Here is a 16,929-nt window from a genome sequence, read left to right as displayed (position 1 = left end):
CCCATTTTTTGCAAGCCGTGAGCCGACTCCCCATGGAAAAGACCTACCAACCTGAACAGATCGAAACCCGCTGGTACGAACGCTGGGAAGCCGATAACCGCTTCGCCCCGTCTGGCCGCGGCAAGCCCTTCTCGATCATGATTCCGCCGCCCAACGTGACCGGCAGCCTGCACATGGGCCACGCGTTCCAGGACACCATCATGGACACCCTGACGCGCTGGAAGCGGATGCAGGGCAACAACACCCTGTGGCAGGTAGGCACCGACCACGCCGGTATCGCCACGCAGATGCTGGTGGAGCGTAAAATTGCCGCCGAAGAAGGCAAAACCCGCCACGACCTCGGCCGCGAGGCGTTCATCGATAAAGTGTGGGAGTGGAAAGAAGAGTCCGGTGGCCACATTACCCGCCAGCTGCGCCGCATGGGCGCCAGCGTCGACTGGAGCCGCGAGCGCTTCACCATGGACGACGGCTTCTATAAAGCGGTTCAGGAAGTCTTCGTGCGCCTGCATGAAGAGGGCTTAATCTACCGCGGCAAGCGCTTGGTGAACTGGGACCCCACCCTTCACACCGCCATTTCCGACCTGGAAGTGGAAAACAAGGAGCAGCAGGGCAGCTTCTGGCACTTCCGCTACCCGCTGGCCGACGGCGTCAAAACCGACGACGGTAACGATTACGTGGTGGTCGCCACCACCCGCCCGGAAACCCTGCTAGGCGATACCGGCGTGGCGGTTAATCCGGAAGACCCGCGCTACGCCTCCTTGGTAGGCAAATTCATCGAACTGCCGCTGGTAGGTCGCCGTATTCCTATCGTGGCGGACGAGCACGCCGATATGGAGAAAGGCTCCGGCTGCGTGAAGATTACCCCGGCCCACGACTTTAACGACTACGAAGTCGGCAAGCGCCAGAACCATCTGCTGATCAACGTCTTCACCAAAGATGCGACGATTCTTGAGCAGGCGGAAATTTTTGACCTGAAAGGTCAGCCGCAGCCCGATGAAGACGCCACCCTGCCGGCCAAATACGCGGGCTTGGATCGTTTCGAAGCACGCAAGCAGATCGTCGCCGATATGGAGGCCCTCGGCCTGCTGGTACAGGTAGAGAGCGTCAACAACACCCTGCCCTACGGCGACCGCTCCGGCGATGTCATCGAGCCGCTGCTGACTGATCAGTGGTTCGTGGCCGTGGAGAGCCTCGCCAAGCCCGCCATCGAGGCGGTAGAGAACGGCGACATTCAGTTCGTGCCGAAAAACTACGAGAACATGTACTTCGCCTGGATGCGCGACCTGCAGGACTGGTGTATTTCTCGCCAGCTGTGGTGGGGCCACCGCATTCCGGCTTGGTACGACGCCGACGGCAATGTTTACGTGGCTCGCAGTGAAGAGGAAGCCCGCGAGAAGCATGGTCTTGATGCTGACGTCGCCCTGACCCAGGACGAAGACGTACTGGACACCTGGTTCAGCTCGGGCCTGTGGACATTTGGCACCCTCGGCTGGCCGGAGAAAACGCCGGAGTTGGAAACCTTCCACCCCTCCAGCGTGCTGGTGACGGGTTTTGACATCATCTTCTTCTGGGTCGCCCGGATGATCATGATGACGCTGAAATTTACCGGTGAAGTCCCCTTCAAGACCGTTTACGTCCATGGCCTGGTGCGCGATGGCCAGGGCCAGAAGATGTCCAAGTCCAAGGGCAACGTGCTGGACCCCATCGACTTGATCGACGGCATCAGCCTGGACGCGCTGCTGGAAAAGCGCACCGGTAACATGATGCAGCCTCAAAAAGCCAAGGCGATTGCCAAGGCGACCAAAGAAGAGTTCAAAGACGGTATCGAAGCCCACGGCACCGATGCACTGCGCTTTACCTTCCTTTCCCAGGCCACCACCGGGCGCGATATCAAGTTCGATATGAACCGCCTGGATGGCTACCGCAACTTCTGTAACAAGCTCTGGAACGCCTCGCGCTATGTGCTGATGAATGCCGAAGGCGAAGATTGCGGCACCAGCGGCGAAGACGTTGAGCTGTCGCTAGCCGATCGCTGGATTATCTCCCAGCTACAGAAAACCGAGGCGCAGGTCACCAAGGCGATGGACGAGTACCGCTTCGACCACGCCTCCCAAGCGCTATACGAGTTCGTTTGGAACGAGTACTGTGACTGGTACCTGGAGCTTTCCAAGCCGGTGCTGTGGGAAGATGACGTACAGGGAAGTACTAATGCCGCGGGAGACAGGACGTCGGGAGCGGCAGCGCTAGTGAAACGCAAACGCGGCACGCGCCGCACCCTGGTGCGGGTACTCGAAACCATTCTGCGCCTGGCCCACCCGATGATGCCCTACATCTCGGAAGAGATCTGGCAGCGGGTCGCCCCTCTGGCGGGCACCTATGTGGGCGACGATGCCTCCATCATGCATCAAGCGTGGCCGGAAGCTGACGAGAGCAAGATCGACGAGCAGGCCACCCGCGACATCGAGTGGCTGAAAGGCGTGATCATCGCGGTGCGCAACATCCGCGCCGAGATGAACATCGCCCCCGGTAAGCCGCTGGACGTGCTGCTGACCAAAGGCCAGCCCGAAGACGCTGAACGCCTGGAGCAGAACCGCCGCTTCCTGGCCAAGCTAGCGAAACTGGAAAGCGTGACGTGGCTGGCCAACCCAGAAGACGCCCCGCTTTCAGCCACGCAGCTGGTCGGCGATATGGAAGTGTTGGTACCGATGGCAGACCTGATCGATAAAGACGCGGAGCTTGCCCGCCTCGCCAAAGAGATCGAGAAGCAGGATAAGCTTATCGGTGGCATTGAGAAGAAGCTGGGCAACGAGGGCTTCATTGCCAAGGCCCCCGTGGCGGTGGTGGAAAAGGAGCGGGCAAAACTCGCCGAATTCCAGGCCACTCGGCAGCTGCTGGAAGAGCAGCAGGCCAAGATTGCGGCCATGTAACGCCGCACCGCTGATGCACGACACGACGGCACCCCCAGGGGTGCCGTTTTGGTCAGCGCCCTGAATACGGGCGGCCCACGAGATTCGCACCGCCCATCGGTTTTTCAGGCCGCTGGGTATGGGAATGGAAAAAGCGGATCGATGCGCGCTTCATTGCCCGCTTCAATCCGCCTTTCACACATTAAAATCGCCCATCGCATTCTGGCGTGAATCAATTGGCTTTCCACAGGTGGGCCCGGGGTATTCAGTGTACCAGCGGCGGCTGGGACATGACCTGGTGGGAGGGGGCTTTAGCCCGCGATGATGGCGGCACCTGTGCTTACCCAGGCAGTCGCCCAATGAATTGGCCTCCCACAGGTGAGCTGGGCAATGACCTCGTGAGTGGGGGCTTGCGCTCGCGATGATGGCGGCACCGGGCCTGCCTGGGCAGTCGCCCAATGAGTCCATTACGCGCCGATGTTCATTATTGGTCATGGCTATCTCACATGACTATCCGCCACAAACAAGGTTCATCTCACTTTGCCGGGAATTGCTTCGCTTTCACGCTAGAACGCGATGAACCATTAAAATCGCCCCTACCGCTGCTAGCCGTTGGCTTTGCGCCAGCCGCCCAGCACCCGGCTATCCGGGCCGAAGAACACCAGCCGATCATGGTCGATCAGGTAGCGGTAGGCGGTATCCAGCATATCGGTGACCCGCTTGGCGTCTTCCATATTGGGGCAGGCCATTCGGGTGGAGGCCAGTTCGCTGAACTCAATGCGCTGGCTTTCGCCCAGACTCACCTTGCCGGTGAACTGGTTGCAGCCATCCGAGCCGCTCACCTTACCATCGCGACCAATGCGGAAGAACGGCGCCTCAGGCATGGAGAGCCGCTCATCGGTCCCTACTAACAGTAAGTTCCAGCGCTGCTCAACCACCGGCCCAGAGAGCGTGCCGCTCTGGGGCGCATCGACACGCTCCTGCTGAGGCGTACTGCTGCAAGCACTGACCAGTAGGGCCAAGCCCGCTCCCAGCAGCACATTACGGGTTTGTCCTGTCACCTTTTCTACTCCCGCTGATTCGGTTTACCAACTACCGCTGTTTTCCATGGATGCCCACGGCTCCTGCGGCTCCAGCGCATCGCCTTTTTGCAGTAGCTCAACGGAGATACCGTCCGGCGACTTCACAAACGCCATGTTGCCGTCGCGGGGCGGACGGTTGATGGTGACGCCGTTATCCTGAAGTTTCTGGCAAAGGGCGTAAATGTCGTCGACTCGGTAGGCCAAATGGCCGAAATTACGGCCCCCCGTGTACTCTTCCGGGTCCCAGTTGTAGGTCAACTCGAGCTCGGGGGCCGTGAGGCGCTCGGAGCGCGCTTCATCTTCAGGAGCCGCCAGGAACACCAGCGTAAAACGGCCCTTTTCGTTCTCTTTGCGGCGCACTTCTTTGAGGCCTAGCAGGTCACAATAAAAGTGAAGCGAGGCGTCTAAGTCGCTGACACGTACCATGGTGTGTAAAAACTGCATGTCATTTCCTCTTCATTGAAGAATGGTAATTATATCCCGTGCTACCGCCGAGTGCGGTGCCGAGCTGGTCACGTAGCACCATTAAAACATAGACAATAGTGCGACACTAAAATAGAAAGTAGACACGCTGTATAATGGCGTCACGGCTGTTCATCTAGTGTGTCACTCTTCAGTGACAATCACGATTCGCTATCGGCTCGTCGAGGAGAGGTCTGTGGATTCGATTACGCAAGCGGCGCTTGGCGCAGCGGTAGGTGGTGCCGTGTTAGGTAAGCGACTGGGCCGCAAGGCTATTGTCATAGGTGCGCTACTGGGTACTCTACCCGATTTGGATGTGGCGCTGGATTATGGCGACGCCATTGCCAACGTCACCGAGCACCGTGGCTTCAGCCATTCCCTGTTCGTATTGACGGGCCTTGCCACGCTGCTGGCCGTGCTGTGTGCCCGCTTTGCTCCAGCGCGGGACATCTCGTTGGGTCGCTGGTGGTGCTTTTTTACGTTGATATTAGTGACTCACCCGCTGCTCGACTCGCTGACCACCTACGGCACGCAGTTGCTCTGGCCGCTAGACGCACCGCCCGCCGCGTGGCCTATCGTCTTCATCATCGATCCGTTCTACACGCTACCGCTGCTTATGGCGCTGATCATCGGCAGCGTGTCGGGCAAGGTACGCAGTGCCTGCCGCACGGGGCTGGTGATCTCCTGCGCTTACCTCATGATGGCCGCAGGTGCCAAATGGAGCGTCGAGCAGCGCCTAACGCCAGCCCTAGCCGAAGCGGACTTACAAGCAGCCCCCGTACTCATCCAACCCACGCCGTTCAATATCGCACTATGGCGGGCAACGGTCATCGATGAAGACCGCTATTACGAGAGTTTGATCAGTGTATTTGATCGTGACCGAGTCCCCGCACTGGAACCGCTGCGTCGTAACGTCGAACTGGAGGCCAGCGCTTTGGAGGGACCGCTAGGGCAGCGGCTGACGTGGTTCACCGGGCCGTTTTTGCGCTTTGAGACGCGCTATATTAATGGCCAAGAGACGTTGGTCGCCACCGATATTCGGCTGGGTTTTCCCGGTTTTCATCCTTTCAGCTTTACCCTAGCAACCCGAGAAGGCAATCGCTGGGTACCCGTTGCGATCAGTGAAGAAGTACGCAGCCCCAGAGGAGTGCACTTGGCGACACTGGCACGTCTTGCCGCCCGGGCAGGCGGCGATGTATCGGCCCTGTGCGCCAGCGACTACGTAGAGCCACAGTGGCGCGCAGAGCCGTTCCTCTATCGCTGCTAGTGGCCGTACAAGGCCATGACAGGCTACGGCGCAATGCCTTGTGCACATCCTTTATATTGTTCGCCACCAATGGTGAACGTCACGCGAGCAGGATAGGGTTCGCCACTCATATCGTCGAAACAGGCACCTGATTCAATACGTACGCGGAAAAACTGCTCGGCGTTGGCATTCTCGATCACCACCCGGCCCGCGTCGTTATCCATCACGCTGACCATATAAGGCATGGTGGTGGTGTCGCTGCCGTAGTTGGTAGTCCAGGTCATTACTGGCGCATCGTTCGCCAGCTCGATCGTCCAACCCGGCTCGTTGCCGCGGGCTAATAACATCACGCCTGGGTGGCGTGATCGGGTCGCAACCTCCCGGTCAACCCCTTGCTGGCACTGCAATTGCCCACGAGGCGTTTCAATTTGCGCCTGATCGCCGCGGTTCCAGAAGCTGATATCGCCATTTTGATAGCGGGCACCGCTGGCCACCACGGCTTGAGGCAGTCGCCACGCGCCATGTAGCGACCACAGCCGTAACTCTTCACCATTGACGGCCGTGACTAAGTCTTGATTGGCTGGTTGGCAGTTCCAAGCTTGAAAGCGCTCAGCGCTACCGGGAAACAGCACCGAAGGCAACAGTGGTGCACTGCTCTGCACGGTGGTTTTTACCGGCTGCTCCGGGGCGGGCGCACTGGTCGCGCAGCCCGCTAGCAGTAAACCGGCAGCCACCGCCGTGGCGAATCGTAGTGACGTAACATTAGCACTCATTGAATACGCTCCCTGTTAATCCCTCATCGGTAATACCCTTGCGCGCGACTTACTTTTGTTTGAAAGCGCTCAAGTCATGCGGGTCAAACGTGGTGACTTCTTTGGGTAGGCCCAACGCTTCACGCTTCACTTTAACCTGCATTTTTTCCGCTAAACGTTCGGCATCGTCGTCGGTGGTGCGTCCATTTAGCTCGGCAAGCTGGGCCATGCCCTGGTGGTAAAAGGTCAGGATATCCAGCGCTAGGTGATTATCCTCTTCCACCGCGCGGCGCAGCGGCTGTAGGTAGCTGCTAATACGCGACAGGTGATGCTTGAGCTGCCAAACATAGCGCACCTCAGTCATCCATGGGCGCTCTCTTAACGCAGCGAACATAGCGCTGGTGGCGAGCAGGCCCAACAATACGCCCAGAGCGTTCAGCCAGACGCTGCTGCCAAAGGTAGTGGTGAGGAGCATTGAAAACAGCAGGCCAAAAATAATCAGTTGCCCGGCCATCGCCACGCTGATAATGCGGGCTTTGCGCTGGTAAGACGCGGGGTCGTGCTGTTCAAGGGAAAAGGCCATGGCCAACCTCGTGATCAAAAGGAACTCTTATGATACGGGGCTGGCCGGGGCAGTCAACGCGCTAGGTCAGTCGTTCCGCGGCGGTTTTCAGCAAGCGCTCGGTGGTCTCCCAGCTGACGCAGGCATCAGTGACCGAGACGCCGTAGCGTAGCGCACTGGGCGTCAACGCTTGTTTGCCTTCGTACAAATGGCTCTCTAGCATCAGTGCCACCAAATTTGCGTCACCCGCTTGACGCTGGGCTAATACATCCAGCATCACTTCGCTTTGGCGGCGGTGATCTTTGCGGGCATTGGCGTGGCTGCAGTCCACCATCAAACGCGGATTCTGGCCTGCTTCGCGCAGTGTATTAACTGCGCTGCGTACATGGTGGGCTTGGTAGTTGGGCTCGCCGTGGCCGCCGCGTAGCACCACGTGGGTGTGCGGGTTGCCTGCGGTCTCCTGCATGATAGGGCGACCCTGGCGATCCATGGCAAAACGCTGATGGGAGTGGGCGGCAGCCTGCATAGCATCAATGGCCACCTGCACATCGCCGCTGGTGGCATTTTTGAAGCCTACGGCGGCGCTGAGGTCGCTGGCCAGCTCACGGTGCAGCTGGGATTCCGTCGTGCGCGCCCCAATCGCTACCCAGCTCAGCAGGTCATCCAGGTACGGGGCTAACATGGGCTGTAACAGCTCGGTGGCCACCGGCAGGCCGCGGGAGGCGACGGCGTGCATAAGCTCACGGGAAAGGGCGATACCGCGCGGCATGTCGCCGCTGCCATCAAGATCAGGGTCGTAGGCCAGCCCCTTCCAACCGACCGTGGTGCGCGGCTTTTCAACGTACACTCGCATCACTGGCAAAATCTGCTCGCTGACCTCATCGCTAAGCGCTGCTAGCCGATCCGCATACTCCAAGGCAGCATCCGGGTCGTGGATGGAGCACGGACCCACTACGACCAGCAGACGGTTATCTTGACCACTGAGAATGCGCTGTACCGCTTGGCGCTGCTGGTCGATTTGTGCACTCAGCGTGCTATTCACCACCACACGCTGGCGTAGCTCAGCGGGTAGCGGCAGCGCCGTCGCAGACATAAGCGTGGAAGCCTGGGCAGTAGAGGAACAAGCGGTGTTGATTGGGGCATTCATAGGGTTAACTCTCCGAATTCGTATGACATAACGCGTGACATCGCATCATCAACTTGCCACCCAGGTGGGCACGATCGGAGGTGGCAGCTAGCACCGACCGCGCGTCGCTAAATCGCCAGCCATAGCCATAACCGAGATAACGGATGGCGTTGGGGCTAGCAATTGAGTGGGCGCGATAAGACATGGTGCAGCTCCTTAATAATCTACCTATGAAAAATGAGGGTTAATAAAACGAAAGAAGCCTCGGTGGAGTTACCCACCGAGGCTTCTTTGTGCGGCAGGCAACCGGGGCGGTGTGCCTGTTGGCGCGACGCTAGGCGTCGGCCAGGGGCACACCGTGGCTAAACCAATACGCTGCATAGTTAAAGCTATAGGAAGTACCCACCTTCGCCCAGGCCTCAACCACCGTTTCCGGTTTGGTGTGAGTGTGCTGTGAAGGGTTGCCATGTGGCATGGTTACTTCCTCAGTATGACGTGTGTACTACATGACGTGTGTACTACGTAATGACCTAATCCTGCCTGCCTGCGCGCTAAATGGCAACAAGCAATTACCGCGAGCGTTCAATTTCCTAGCGACGAGTATTAGCTGCTAAACGCCTGAATCCAGCCAATAGTGGCAGGCAGTGCACTCATGCCTACCAATACTACGATACCGAGAATAATCGGCAGAATGCCGGAATCGTCTTTAAAGTTATCGTCGTGATGGCCCATGAAAGCCTCCTAGTGATCAGTAGTCTTACGGTGTGTGCCGTACGCCAGAAAGTGACCCGCTATTTTAGTGAGGGCGGGGTGCGTAGGCAAATACATCCGAGAACATACGTTCATTGCCCACGCCCAAACGCTCCAGCACGTCCACACAGGCATATACCATGCCCGGTGAGCCTGAGAGGTAAATATCGCAGTCGCTAGGCGTGACCGGTGCATTCGACAGCTCGCTTTCTAACACCAAATCAACGCGCCCCTGATGGTGGGCAATGCGCTCGCCCGACGCCAGCGGCTCGGTCAGCGGGAATTCAGTGACCGCATGAAACGCAACGTTTTCATACTGCTGCGCCCATTCGCAGGCAAGGTCTTCCGCATACAAATCGCGGTGCTCACGGTTCGCCCACCATAATGAAATGGGTCGTGTGGGCTGGTCACGAAGCGCGGCTTCGACGATGGCCTTCATTTGGGCAAACCCCGTGCCAGCGGCAATCAGCAGCAGCGGGCGCTCACTTTGCGTATCCAGCACGCAATCACCGCTGGGCAGGCGCACCGTTAGCTGGTTGGCGACCTGCAACAGTTGGCGCAGCCGCTGAGAGTTATCACGCTCGGGCCAGTGCTGAATTTGCAGCTCCAGCGTGCCATCGCCACGGTCGGCGCTGGCAATCGAGAAAGGCACCCAAGTGGCCTCGTCTAGCATTAGTTCAAGGTACTGACCAGGGGCGTGCTGCATTGCTTCAGCGCGACCGGCAAGCGTGACTTTAAATACGTCAGGATTAAGATCCTCGACGGCGGTGACTTGGCAGGTTAGCGTTTTACACGTTAACGTCCTAGCGCTCATGAAAGCCTCTTTATGGAAAATCGTTCGACCCATACGGCCGATTAACCGTGGCGCGGTGTGGGTAGCGGAATATCAATGCCCAGCTCATCCCAACGCTCGTCAACGCGGGCTTTCACCATCTCATCCATCACGATGGGAGTGCCCCACTCCCGGTCGGTTTCGCCGGGCCACTTGTTCGTTGCATCCAGCCCCATCTTGGAGCCAAGTCCGGATACCGGTGAGGCGAAGTCGAGGTAGTCGATAGGCGTGTTTTCCACCATCACCGTGTCGCGGGCAGGATCCATGCGCGTGGTAATCGCCCACATCACGTCTTCCCAGTTACGCGCATCCACGTCATCATCCAGCACGATGACGAACTTGGTGTACATAAACTGGCGCAGGAAGCTCCAAACCCCCATCATCACGCGCTTCGCGTGGCCGGGGTACTGCTTCTTCATCGTCACAACCGCCATACGATAGGAGCAGCCTTCCGGCGGTAAATAGAAGTCGACAATCTCGGGAAACTGCTTGCATAGAATGGGCACGAACACTTCGTTAAGCGCTACGCCTAAAATGGCGGGCTCATCGGGTGGACGACCGGTATAGGTAGAGTGATAAATGGCATCGCGGCGCATGGTCATCCGCGTCACGGTAAACACAGGGAAATGATCCACTTCGTTATAGTAACCGGTATGGTCACCAAACGGCCCTTCCGGTGCCATATCGTCCGGATAAATAAAGCCTTCCAGAATAATTTCGCTGGAGGCGGGGACTTCCAGGTCTGCGTGACCGCACTTCACCAGCTCGGTACGCGAACCGCGCAGCAGGCCAGCAAAGGCGTATTCTGAGAGCGAATCAGGCACCGGCGTGACCGCGCCTAATATAGTCGCCGGGTCAGCGCCTAGCGCCACGGCGACAGGAAAGGGCTCACCGGGATGGGCTTTTTGAAACTCAAGAAAGTCCAGCGCCCCGCCACGGTGGGAGAGCCAGCGCATAATCAGGCGATTCTTGGCGATTTTCTGCTGGCGATAAATCCCCAGGTTCTGGCGCTTTTTATGCGGGCCTTTGGTGATAACCAGCGGCCAAGTGACAAGCGGTGCCGCATCGCCGGGCCAGCAGTGCTGAATCGGCAGGCGGCCGAGGTCCACTTCATCGCCTTCGTAAACGACTTCCTGCACAGGAGCTCGCTTAACGCTTTTAGGCCCCATGCTGAGCACCTGCTTAAAGATCGGCAGCTTATCCCAGGCATCTTTCAGGCCTTTGGGCGGATCTGGCTCTTTCAGAAATGCCAGCAGCTTCCCCACTTCACGCAACGCTTCTACTGAATCCTGGCCCATACCCAGCGCTACCCGCTTCGGGGTGCCGAACAGGTTGCCCAGTAGCGGCATATCGTGGCCCTTTACATTTTCAAACAGCAGTGCAGGGCCACCGGCGCGCAGCGTACGGTCGCAGATTTCAGTAATTTCTAGGTAAGGATCAACTTCCGCTTTAACTCGCTTTAGCTCACCCTGGGCTTCAAGCGCCGCAATAAAATCGCGCAAGTCGTTATACTTCAAAACACTCTCCTCAACCCGGCTGTCAGACGCTGCTCTTGCAAACGCATGGCAGTAGATGCAGCGCCTTAACGGCGCTTCATCGCTTCAAAGAATTCCAGATTGGTCTTGGTATCTTTCAGACGATCAATCAGGAACTCGGTCGCTGCGGTATCTTCCATCGGGTTAAGCAGCTTGCGTAGAATCCACATGCGCTGCATTTCTTCTTCAGAGGCCAGCAGGTCTTCACGACGAGTGCCGCTGCGACGAATGTTGATCGCGGGGAAGACGCGTTTTTCAGCCAGCTTGCGGTCAAGGTGCGCTTCCATGTTACCGGTGCCCTTGAACTCTTCGAAGATGACTTCGTCCATCTTGGAGCCGGTGTCGACCAGCGCCGTGGCGATGATCGTCAGGCTGCCGCCCTCTTCGATATTACGCGCGGCACCAAAGAAGCGTTTCGGCTTCTCCAGCGCGTGGGCATCCACACCACCGGTGAGCACTTTGCCGGAGCTAGGCACCACGGTGTTGTAGGCCCGCGCCAGACGGGTAATGGAGTCGAGCAGAATCACCACGTCTTTTTTGTGCTCAACCAAGCGCTTGGCTTTCTCGATGACCATTTCGGCCACCTGAACGTGGCGGGCGGGCGGCTCGTCGAAGGTAGAGGCGACCACTTCACCGCGTACGGTGCGGGACATCTCGGTGACTTCCTCCGGGCGCTCATCGATCAGCAGTACGATCAGATGACACTCGGGGTTGTTCCGCGTGATCGACGTCGCGATGTTCTGCAGCATCAGCGTCTTACCCGCTTTCGGCGGAGACACCAGCAGTCCACGCTGGCCTTTACCGATCGGTGAAGTCAGATCAATGATCCGAGCAGTGAGGTCTTCAGTAGACCCGTTGCCGATCTCCATGCGCAGACGCTCGGTGGGAAACAGCGGCGTCAGGTTCTCGAAGAGAATCTTATGCTTGGCGTTTTCCGGGCGGTCAAAGTTGATCTGGCTAACTTTGAGCAGGGCAAAGTAGCGCTCGCCCTCTTTGGGCGGGCGGATTTTGCCGGAAATGGAGTCGCCTTTGCGCAGATTGAAACGACGAATCTGTGAGGGCGATACGTAGATATCGTCCGGCCCAGCGAGGTACGAGCTGTCGGCGCTACGCAGGAAGCCGAAGCCATCCTGAAGAATTTCCAGCACACCGTCGCCATAGATATCCTCGCCGCTTTTGGCGTGTTTCTTGAGGATGGCGAAAATGATGTCCTGCTTGCGCGAACGGGCTAAGTTGTCGATACCCATTTCGCGGGCGATATCGAGCAGCTCGGGAACGGTTTTTTGCTTGAGTTCAGTGAGATTCATCGGTGTGTTAGAAAATTGCTCATGAAAGCTAGGCGCTAGGCGCCGGGAATAAGACAGGAGGCTTGGCCTAAATATAGGGCTAAGCGCCGAGTGATGCGTTCAGAACCCCATCTAGGCACACGCTCGAGTGGTGAAAGCTGGGCAGTCGCTGTAACAATGCCTAAAGCATAACAATGACATCAATGACTGCTTGGCGTGAGGGTGCAAACAAACTAGTTAATCTGATTGGCACAGAAAAATGCTGTTTCAGCGGGTTATCTGACGACTTGGACATCTGGCTGATGCCATCTGGATACGTACTGCTCGGGGTGCCCGAGTCAGTGCGCTTGTTAGACGAACAAGCCAACTCGGATCAAGCCAGTAGCTCGATGGTAGTCAAGGCCCGCGACAAACGCAAGCCTTTGGCAATTGACAATAGTTAGAGGTCACCGCAACCTTGGCATAGCCAATTTGAAGGATAGCTCATGCCCAAGGACATTTCGCTCCCCATCGCCGCGCCCACTGCCGAATTTGAGAGCGGTGAACCGCAGCGCCTAGCCGCCATTGACCTTGGCTCCAATAGCTTTCACCTACTGGTTGCCAACTACCAAAATGAACGTTTACAAGTAGTGGCACGACTAGGTGAAAAGGTCCAACTGGCGGCAGGACTTGACGAGAACGGTTACCTCAGTGAAGCCGCTATGCAGCGCGCCCTGGATTGCCTAGGCCGTTTTGCGCCGTTTTTAACCGATATCGAAGGCCCTAACCTTCGTATTGTGGGCACCAATGCTCTGCGTGACGCCCACAACAGCCAAACCTTTATCGAGCGCGCCGAAGCCCAGCTTGGCCACGCCATCGAGATTATTGCCGGGCGCGAAGAAGCCCGCCTAATTTATTTGGGTGCCGCCCACGCCCTGGCCGAAAGCGGCCGCCGCTTGATTGTCGATATTGGCGGCGGCTCTACCGAGTTTATTATCGGTGAAGCCTTTGAGCCAAAAGCGCTGGAAAGCCTGCGCATGGGTTGTGTCACGTTTACCGGACGCTTTTTTGCCGATGGCGAACTTACCGAAAAGCGCATGCGCCGCGCCGAGCTGGCAGCGCTTTCAGAGCTGGCCAACATCCAGCGCCCTTACCAGCGCTTAGGATGGGATGATCCGGTAGGCTCCAGCGGCACGATTAAGGCTGCTGCCAGCGTGCTGCACGCTTACGGCGACACGCCCCAAGAGGGGGTGATTACCCGCAGCGGCTTGAAAAAACTGCGCGAGCGCCTGTTGAAATGCAAACATCTGGAAAAGGTCGAGCTGGACGGCCTCAAACCCGATAGGGCTCGGGTATTTCCGGCGGGCATTGCCATTTTGAGCGCCATTTTTGAAGCCTTCGACCTTCACCAAATGCGCTTTGCCGACGGCGCACTGCGTGAAGGCGTGCTCTATGACATGGCGGGGCGTAACAGCGCCGAAGATACCCGCTCCAAAACCCTCGACATGCTCAAGCGAGTGTATGACGTAGATACCCGGCAAGCAGAAAATGTGGCGGAAACCGCCAAGCACTTGTTTGCCGTAGCGAAGCAGCCGTGGGGCTTAACCGCCGAACAGGGCCACTATTTGAGCTGGGCAAGCCATGTGCATGAAATTGGGCTAGCCATCTCCCATAGCCAGTTCCACCGCCACGGCGCGTATCTATTAGAGCATTCGGACCTAGCCGGGTTTTCTCGCCCCGAGCAGCGCTTGTTGGCGTTTTTAGTGCGTGCTCACCGGCGTAAATTCCCGCTTAAGGAGTGGCAAGCGCTGCCTGCCTCACAGCAGCCAAGCGCGGCTAAGCTTGCCCGCTTGCTACGCCTCGCCGTGCTGATTAATCATTCGCGGCCTGAAGGCGCGCCCATACCACCCAAAATTGCTGCTGACAGCAATGGCGACGCGCTCACCATTACGCTGCCCCCCAGCGATGAACCCACGCTGCTCAGCACCGATTTAGAGCAGGAACAGACGTTCATGGCCAACGCCGGGTTTTCGTTCAACCTGAATACGCCCTCCTAACCCTCGCGATGAAACGTCGCCCCTTCCGCCTGCCACAGAACGTAGGCAGGCGGTTGGAGCACGCCCAGACAGCGCTCTCCGGCCATCACAACAATCAGCCGCTCCCGCTCCCAGGGCGGAAGCGCCCGTTCTTGCAGCAAGCGTTTGAGGTCGCGTCGGCCACGCCCAGGCAATACGAGCACTTCCCCGCCCTGCCGCCAGCGCAGCATGAACGATTCTGCTAAGTAGGCGTCGCATTCCAGACGAAGCTGTAGCGGCCCAAGAGGAGTACTCACCCCTGGCTCTCCGTTCCAAGGCGCTTGCCAATCCGGCAACGCAGCCAACGGCGTCATAAGATAAAGCCTGCGCCGCCACACCCGGGCCTGGGCTCCGGGCCACTCTACTAGCACCTGGGCATCCTGGGCGGCGGTAAGCTGGCCGAGCAGGCTGGCCAGACGCGCCTGTGGAGGCGTGGGCAGCCTTAGCTGCTGACACAGCGTACGAACGAGCAGCCGCTGACGGGGTAACGGCAATGCGGCCAATGCTGACGCATCGAGACAGCCCGTTCCCAACGTAAGCACGGCCAACTCCTCGGCGGCGTAGCTGGCAAGGAGCGTGTCGGCCTCACCGGCCAAGCCAGCGCTCTTGGCCAACGAACGTACCGCACCAGGCCAGCGCTGAGTCAGCATTGGCAGCACTTCGTGGCGCAAACGGTTGCGATCAAATTCAATATCGCGATTGGTGGGGTCTTCACACCAAGTCAGCGCCATAGCGTGGGCCGTATCGGCCAGAGTTTGGCGGCTGATGCTGAGCCAAGGGCGCACAAGCGTAATGCCTTGCCACTCCCGTTGATATGGCATGCCCGCCAACCCACGAATACCGCTCCCCCGCAGCGCTGCCAGTAAGAGGGTTTCCGCTTGATCATCCTGATGCTGACCAAGCCATAGCGCGTCACCCGGCTTCACATGCTGCGCAAAGGCCGCGTAGCGAGCGCGCCTAGCAGCGCCCTCTACCCCTTCGCCTCGCGATTCAATCGCCACACGCTCAACCGTTAGCGGCACGCCAAGGCGCTGACACAGCTGTCGGCAGTGGGTTTCAAAGTCGGCCGCCGCCGCCTGTAGGCCGTGATTAACATGTAGGGCGCGTAGCACTTGGCCGCTGTCTTGGCAGGCCTCCGCGGCTAGCATCAGCAGCAGCGACGAGTCCAAGCCACCGGAGAGCGCGACCCAAACGCAACGCCCCGGCGGGGTTTCCGCCAGGGCGTCGTGAAGCAAGCGTAAAAGCCGTTTAGGCGGCTGGGGCGCCATAGCTCATCAGGCGCTCATAGCGGCGCTCAAGCAGGGCATCAATATCCAGCGCTTGCAGGCGCTCAAGGCTGGCAGAGAGCGCGTCTTTAACCCGCGCTGCGGTGTCTATCGGGTGACGATGGGCGCCGCCCAACGGCTCTTTGATCAGCGAATCTACAAATCCCAGCTCTTTTAAGCGCTCGGCGGTGATTCCCATGGCCTGGGCCGCATCGGGGGCTTTTTCGGCGCTCTTCCACAGAATGGAGGCGCAGCCTTCTGGGGAGATGACCGAGTAGGTAGAGTACTGCAGCATGTGCAGCTCATCGCACACGCCAATCGCCAGGGCTCCGCCGGAGCCGCCTTCGCCCACCACGGTGGAAATAATCGGCGTCTTCAGGCGCGACATGACGGCCAGGTTATAGGCAATCGCTTCCGACTGACCACGCTCTTCCGCGTCGATACCGGGATACGCGCCGGGAGTATCGATAAACGTCAGAATGGGCATTTTAAAGCGCTCAGCCATTTCCATTAAGCGGCACGCTTTGCGGTAGCCTTCCGGGCGCGGCATACCAAAGTTACGGCGCACCTTCTCTTTAACATCACGGCCTTTTTGATGGCCAATGACCATCACCGGCGCATCGTTTAAGCGGGCAATGCCGCCGACGAGGGCAGCGTCATCCGCAAATTTTCGGTCACCGTGCAGCTCATCGAAATCGGTAAAAATATGTTCTAAATAATCCAGCGTATAGGGGCGCTGGGGGTGCCGCGATAGCTGGGAAACCTGCCAAGGGGTCAAATCTTTGAAGATTGATTCCGTTAACTTGCGGCTCTTCTCCTCCAGCCGTGAAATCTCATCTGAGAGGTTCACCTGGCTGTCGGAGCTCACCAAACGCAGCTCCTCAATTTTTGCCTGGAGTTCGGCAACGGGCTGTTCAAAATCGAGATAGTTAGGATTCATCGGCTCTGCCTGTAAGCTGCCTATAAAAAAATAAGCCTTGTCGAAACGAGCATATTGGGCGCCATTATCGCACCCTGACCCTGCCACGCAAGGCAATGCCCGCTCAATTCCGTACGAGCGCCCTGGGGCGC

General features: G+C 58.3%; 15 protein-coding genes. 3 read left to right on the top strand and 12 right to left on the bottom strand.

The genetic code is table 11. The annotated features are described in order from the left end of the window. The first annotated feature begins 32 nt into the window (after nucleotides 1-32). On the top strand, nucleotides 33-2,927 hold the full coding sequence (locus tag AC13CN_RS08675; protein WP_253556987.1) for a valine--tRNA ligase: 2,895 nt from the start codon (nucleotides 33-35) through the stop codon (nucleotides 2,925-2,927). Between the two features lie 584 nt (nucleotides 2,928-3,511). Here AC13CN_RS08675 and AC13CN_RS08670 read toward each other — a convergent pair. Then, nucleotides 3,512-3,967: an META domain-containing protein gene (locus AC13CN_RS08670; RefSeq protein WP_253556989.1), complete on the bottom strand. Its 456-nt coding sequence runs from the start codon at nucleotides 3,965-3,967 to the stop codon at nucleotides 3,512-3,514. A gap of 24 nt (nucleotides 3,968-3,991) precedes the next feature. Then, nucleotides 3,992-4,432 carry a lactoylglutathione lyase gene (gloA, locus tag AC13CN_RS08665; RefSeq protein ID WP_172515374.1) on the bottom strand — a complete coding sequence of 147 codons (441 nt, stop codon included), beginning with the start codon at nucleotides 4,430-4,432 and terminating at the stop codon, nucleotides 3,992-3,994. A gap of 214 nt (nucleotides 4,433-4,646) precedes the next feature. Between gloA and AC13CN_RS08660 the strand changes: the two genes are divergently transcribed. Continuing rightward, a complete protein-coding gene (locus tag AC13CN_RS08660; RefSeq protein ID WP_172415877.1) occupies nucleotides 4,647-5,717 on the top strand; it encodes a metal-dependent hydrolase in 1,071 nt (356 codons plus the stop codon). Nucleotides 5,718-5,740: 23 nt separating this feature from the next. Here the strand turns inward: AC13CN_RS08660 and AC13CN_RS08655 are convergent, their stop codons facing one another. The 8 genes from AC13CN_RS08655 to rho form a co-directional block, all read right to left on the bottom strand. Continuing rightward, nucleotides 5,741-6,469 carry an MliC family protein gene (locus AC13CN_RS08655; RefSeq protein ID WP_074211048.1) on the bottom strand — a complete coding sequence of 243 codons (729 nt, stop codon included), beginning with the start codon at nucleotides 6,467-6,469 and terminating at the stop codon, nucleotides 5,741-5,743. Between the two features lie 49 nt (nucleotides 6,470-6,518). Further along, on the bottom strand, nucleotides 6,519-7,031 hold the full coding sequence (locus AC13CN_RS08650; RefSeq protein WP_172515373.1) for a DUF3087 family protein: 513 nt from the start codon (nucleotides 7,029-7,031) through the stop codon (nucleotides 6,519-6,521). 61 nt (nucleotides 7,032-7,092) lie between these two features. Then, nucleotides 7,093-8,157 carry a 3-deoxy-7-phosphoheptulonate synthase gene (locus AC13CN_RS08645; RefSeq protein ID WP_253556990.1) on the bottom strand — a complete coding sequence of 355 codons (1,065 nt, stop codon included), beginning with the start codon at nucleotides 8,155-8,157 and terminating at the stop codon, nucleotides 7,093-7,095. Between the two features lie 313 nt (nucleotides 8,158-8,470). Further along, complete coding sequence (locus AC13CN_RS08640; protein WP_170223897.1) at nucleotides 8,471-8,611, bottom strand: hypothetical protein; 141 nt, start codon at nucleotides 8,609-8,611, stop codon at nucleotides 8,471-8,473. Nucleotides 8,612-8,739: 128 nt separating this feature from the next. Beyond that, nucleotides 8,740-8,868: a hypothetical protein gene (locus AC13CN_RS08635; RefSeq protein ID WP_255319104.1), complete on the bottom strand. Its 129-nt coding sequence runs from the start codon at nucleotides 8,866-8,868 to the stop codon at nucleotides 8,740-8,742. A gap of 64 nt (nucleotides 8,869-8,932) precedes the next feature. Then, complete coding sequence (locus AC13CN_RS08630) at nucleotides 8,933-9,700, bottom strand: NAD(P)H-flavin reductase (RefSeq protein WP_044629701.1); 768 nt, start codon at nucleotides 9,698-9,700, stop codon at nucleotides 8,933-8,935. 41 nt (nucleotides 9,701-9,741) lie between these two features. After that, nucleotides 9,742-11,235: a 4-hydroxy-3-polyprenylbenzoate decarboxylase gene (gene ubiD, locus AC13CN_RS08625; RefSeq protein WP_213262800.1), complete on the bottom strand. Its 1,494-nt coding sequence runs from the start codon at nucleotides 11,233-11,235 to the stop codon at nucleotides 9,742-9,744. Nucleotides 11,236-11,300: 65 nt separating this feature from the next. Then, complete coding sequence (gene rho, locus AC13CN_RS08620; protein ID WP_044629703.1) at nucleotides 11,301-12,560, bottom strand: transcription termination factor Rho; 1,260 nt, start codon at nucleotides 12,558-12,560, stop codon at nucleotides 11,301-11,303. 464 nt (nucleotides 12,561-13,024) lie between these two features. Here rho and ppx point away from each other — a divergent pair, with 464 nt between their 5' ends. Then, nucleotides 13,025-14,575, top strand: coding sequence for an exopolyphosphatase (gene ppx / locus AC13CN_RS08615; RefSeq protein WP_253556991.1), 1,551 nt, complete (start codon nucleotides 13,025-13,027; stop codon nucleotides 14,573-14,575). On the opposite strand, the gene tilS is transcribed toward ppx, so the two are convergent. Then, a complete protein-coding gene (tilS, locus tag AC13CN_RS08610; RefSeq protein ID WP_062359988.1) occupies nucleotides 14,572-15,861 on the bottom strand; it encodes a tRNA lysidine(34) synthetase TilS in 1,290 nt (429 codons plus the stop codon). The genes ppx and tilS overlap by 4 nt on opposite strands. Further along, complete coding sequence (gene accA, locus AC13CN_RS08605; RefSeq protein WP_058579682.1) at nucleotides 15,842-16,798, bottom strand: acetyl-CoA carboxylase carboxyl transferase subunit alpha; 957 nt, start codon at nucleotides 16,796-16,798, stop codon at nucleotides 15,842-15,844. Before accA ends, tilS begins: the two co-directional genes overlap by 20 nt. Nucleotides 16,799-16,929 lie beyond the last annotated feature (131 nt).

The sequence above is a fragment of the Vreelandella sp. L-25 genome (genome assembly GCF_056857535.1).
This window is presented reverse-complemented; position numbering and strand designations above follow the sequence as displayed.

Coding starts and splice junctions, on each gene's coding strand:
- AC13CN_RS08645 (WP_253556990.1), bottom strand. CDS start 8,157: ATGAATGCCCCAATCAACACCGCTTGTTCCTCTACTGCCCAGGCTTCC.
- gloA (WP_172515374.1), bottom strand. CDS start 4,432: ATGCAGTTTTTACACACCATGGTACGTGTCAGCGACTTAGACGCCTCG.
- AC13CN_RS08635 (WP_255319104.1), bottom strand. CDS start 8,868: ATGGGCCATCACGACGATAACTTTAAAGACGATTCCGGCATTCTGCCG.
- ppx (WP_253556991.1), top strand. CDS start 13,025: ATGCCCAAGGACATTTCGCTCCCCATCGCCGCGCCCACTGCCGAATTT.
- tilS (WP_062359988.1), bottom strand. CDS start 15,861: ATGGCGCCCCAGCCGCCTAAACGGCTTTTACGCTTGCTTCACGACGCC.
- AC13CN_RS08640 (WP_170223897.1), bottom strand. CDS start 8,611: ATGCCACATGGCAACCCTTCACAGCACACTCACACCAAACCGGAAACG.
- AC13CN_RS08630 (WP_044629701.1), bottom strand. CDS start 9,700: ATGAGCGCTAGGACGTTAACGTGTAAAACGCTAACCTGCCAAGTCACC.
- accA (WP_058579682.1), bottom strand. CDS start 16,798: ATGAATCCTAACTATCTCGATTTTGAACAGCCCGTTGCCGAACTCCAG.
- AC13CN_RS08655 (WP_074211048.1), bottom strand. CDS start 6,469: ATGAGTGCTAATGTTACGTCACTACGATTCGCCACGGCGGTGGCTGCC.
- AC13CN_RS08650 (WP_172515373.1), bottom strand. CDS start 7,031: ATGGCCTTTTCCCTTGAACAGCACGACCCCGCGTCTTACCAGCGCAAA.
- rho (WP_044629703.1), bottom strand. CDS start 12,560: ATGAATCTCACTGAACTCAAGCAAAAAACCGTTCCCGAGCTGCTCGAT.
- AC13CN_RS08675 (WP_253556987.1), top strand. CDS start 33: ATGGAAAAGACCTACCAACCTGAACAGATCGAAACCCGCTGGTACGAA.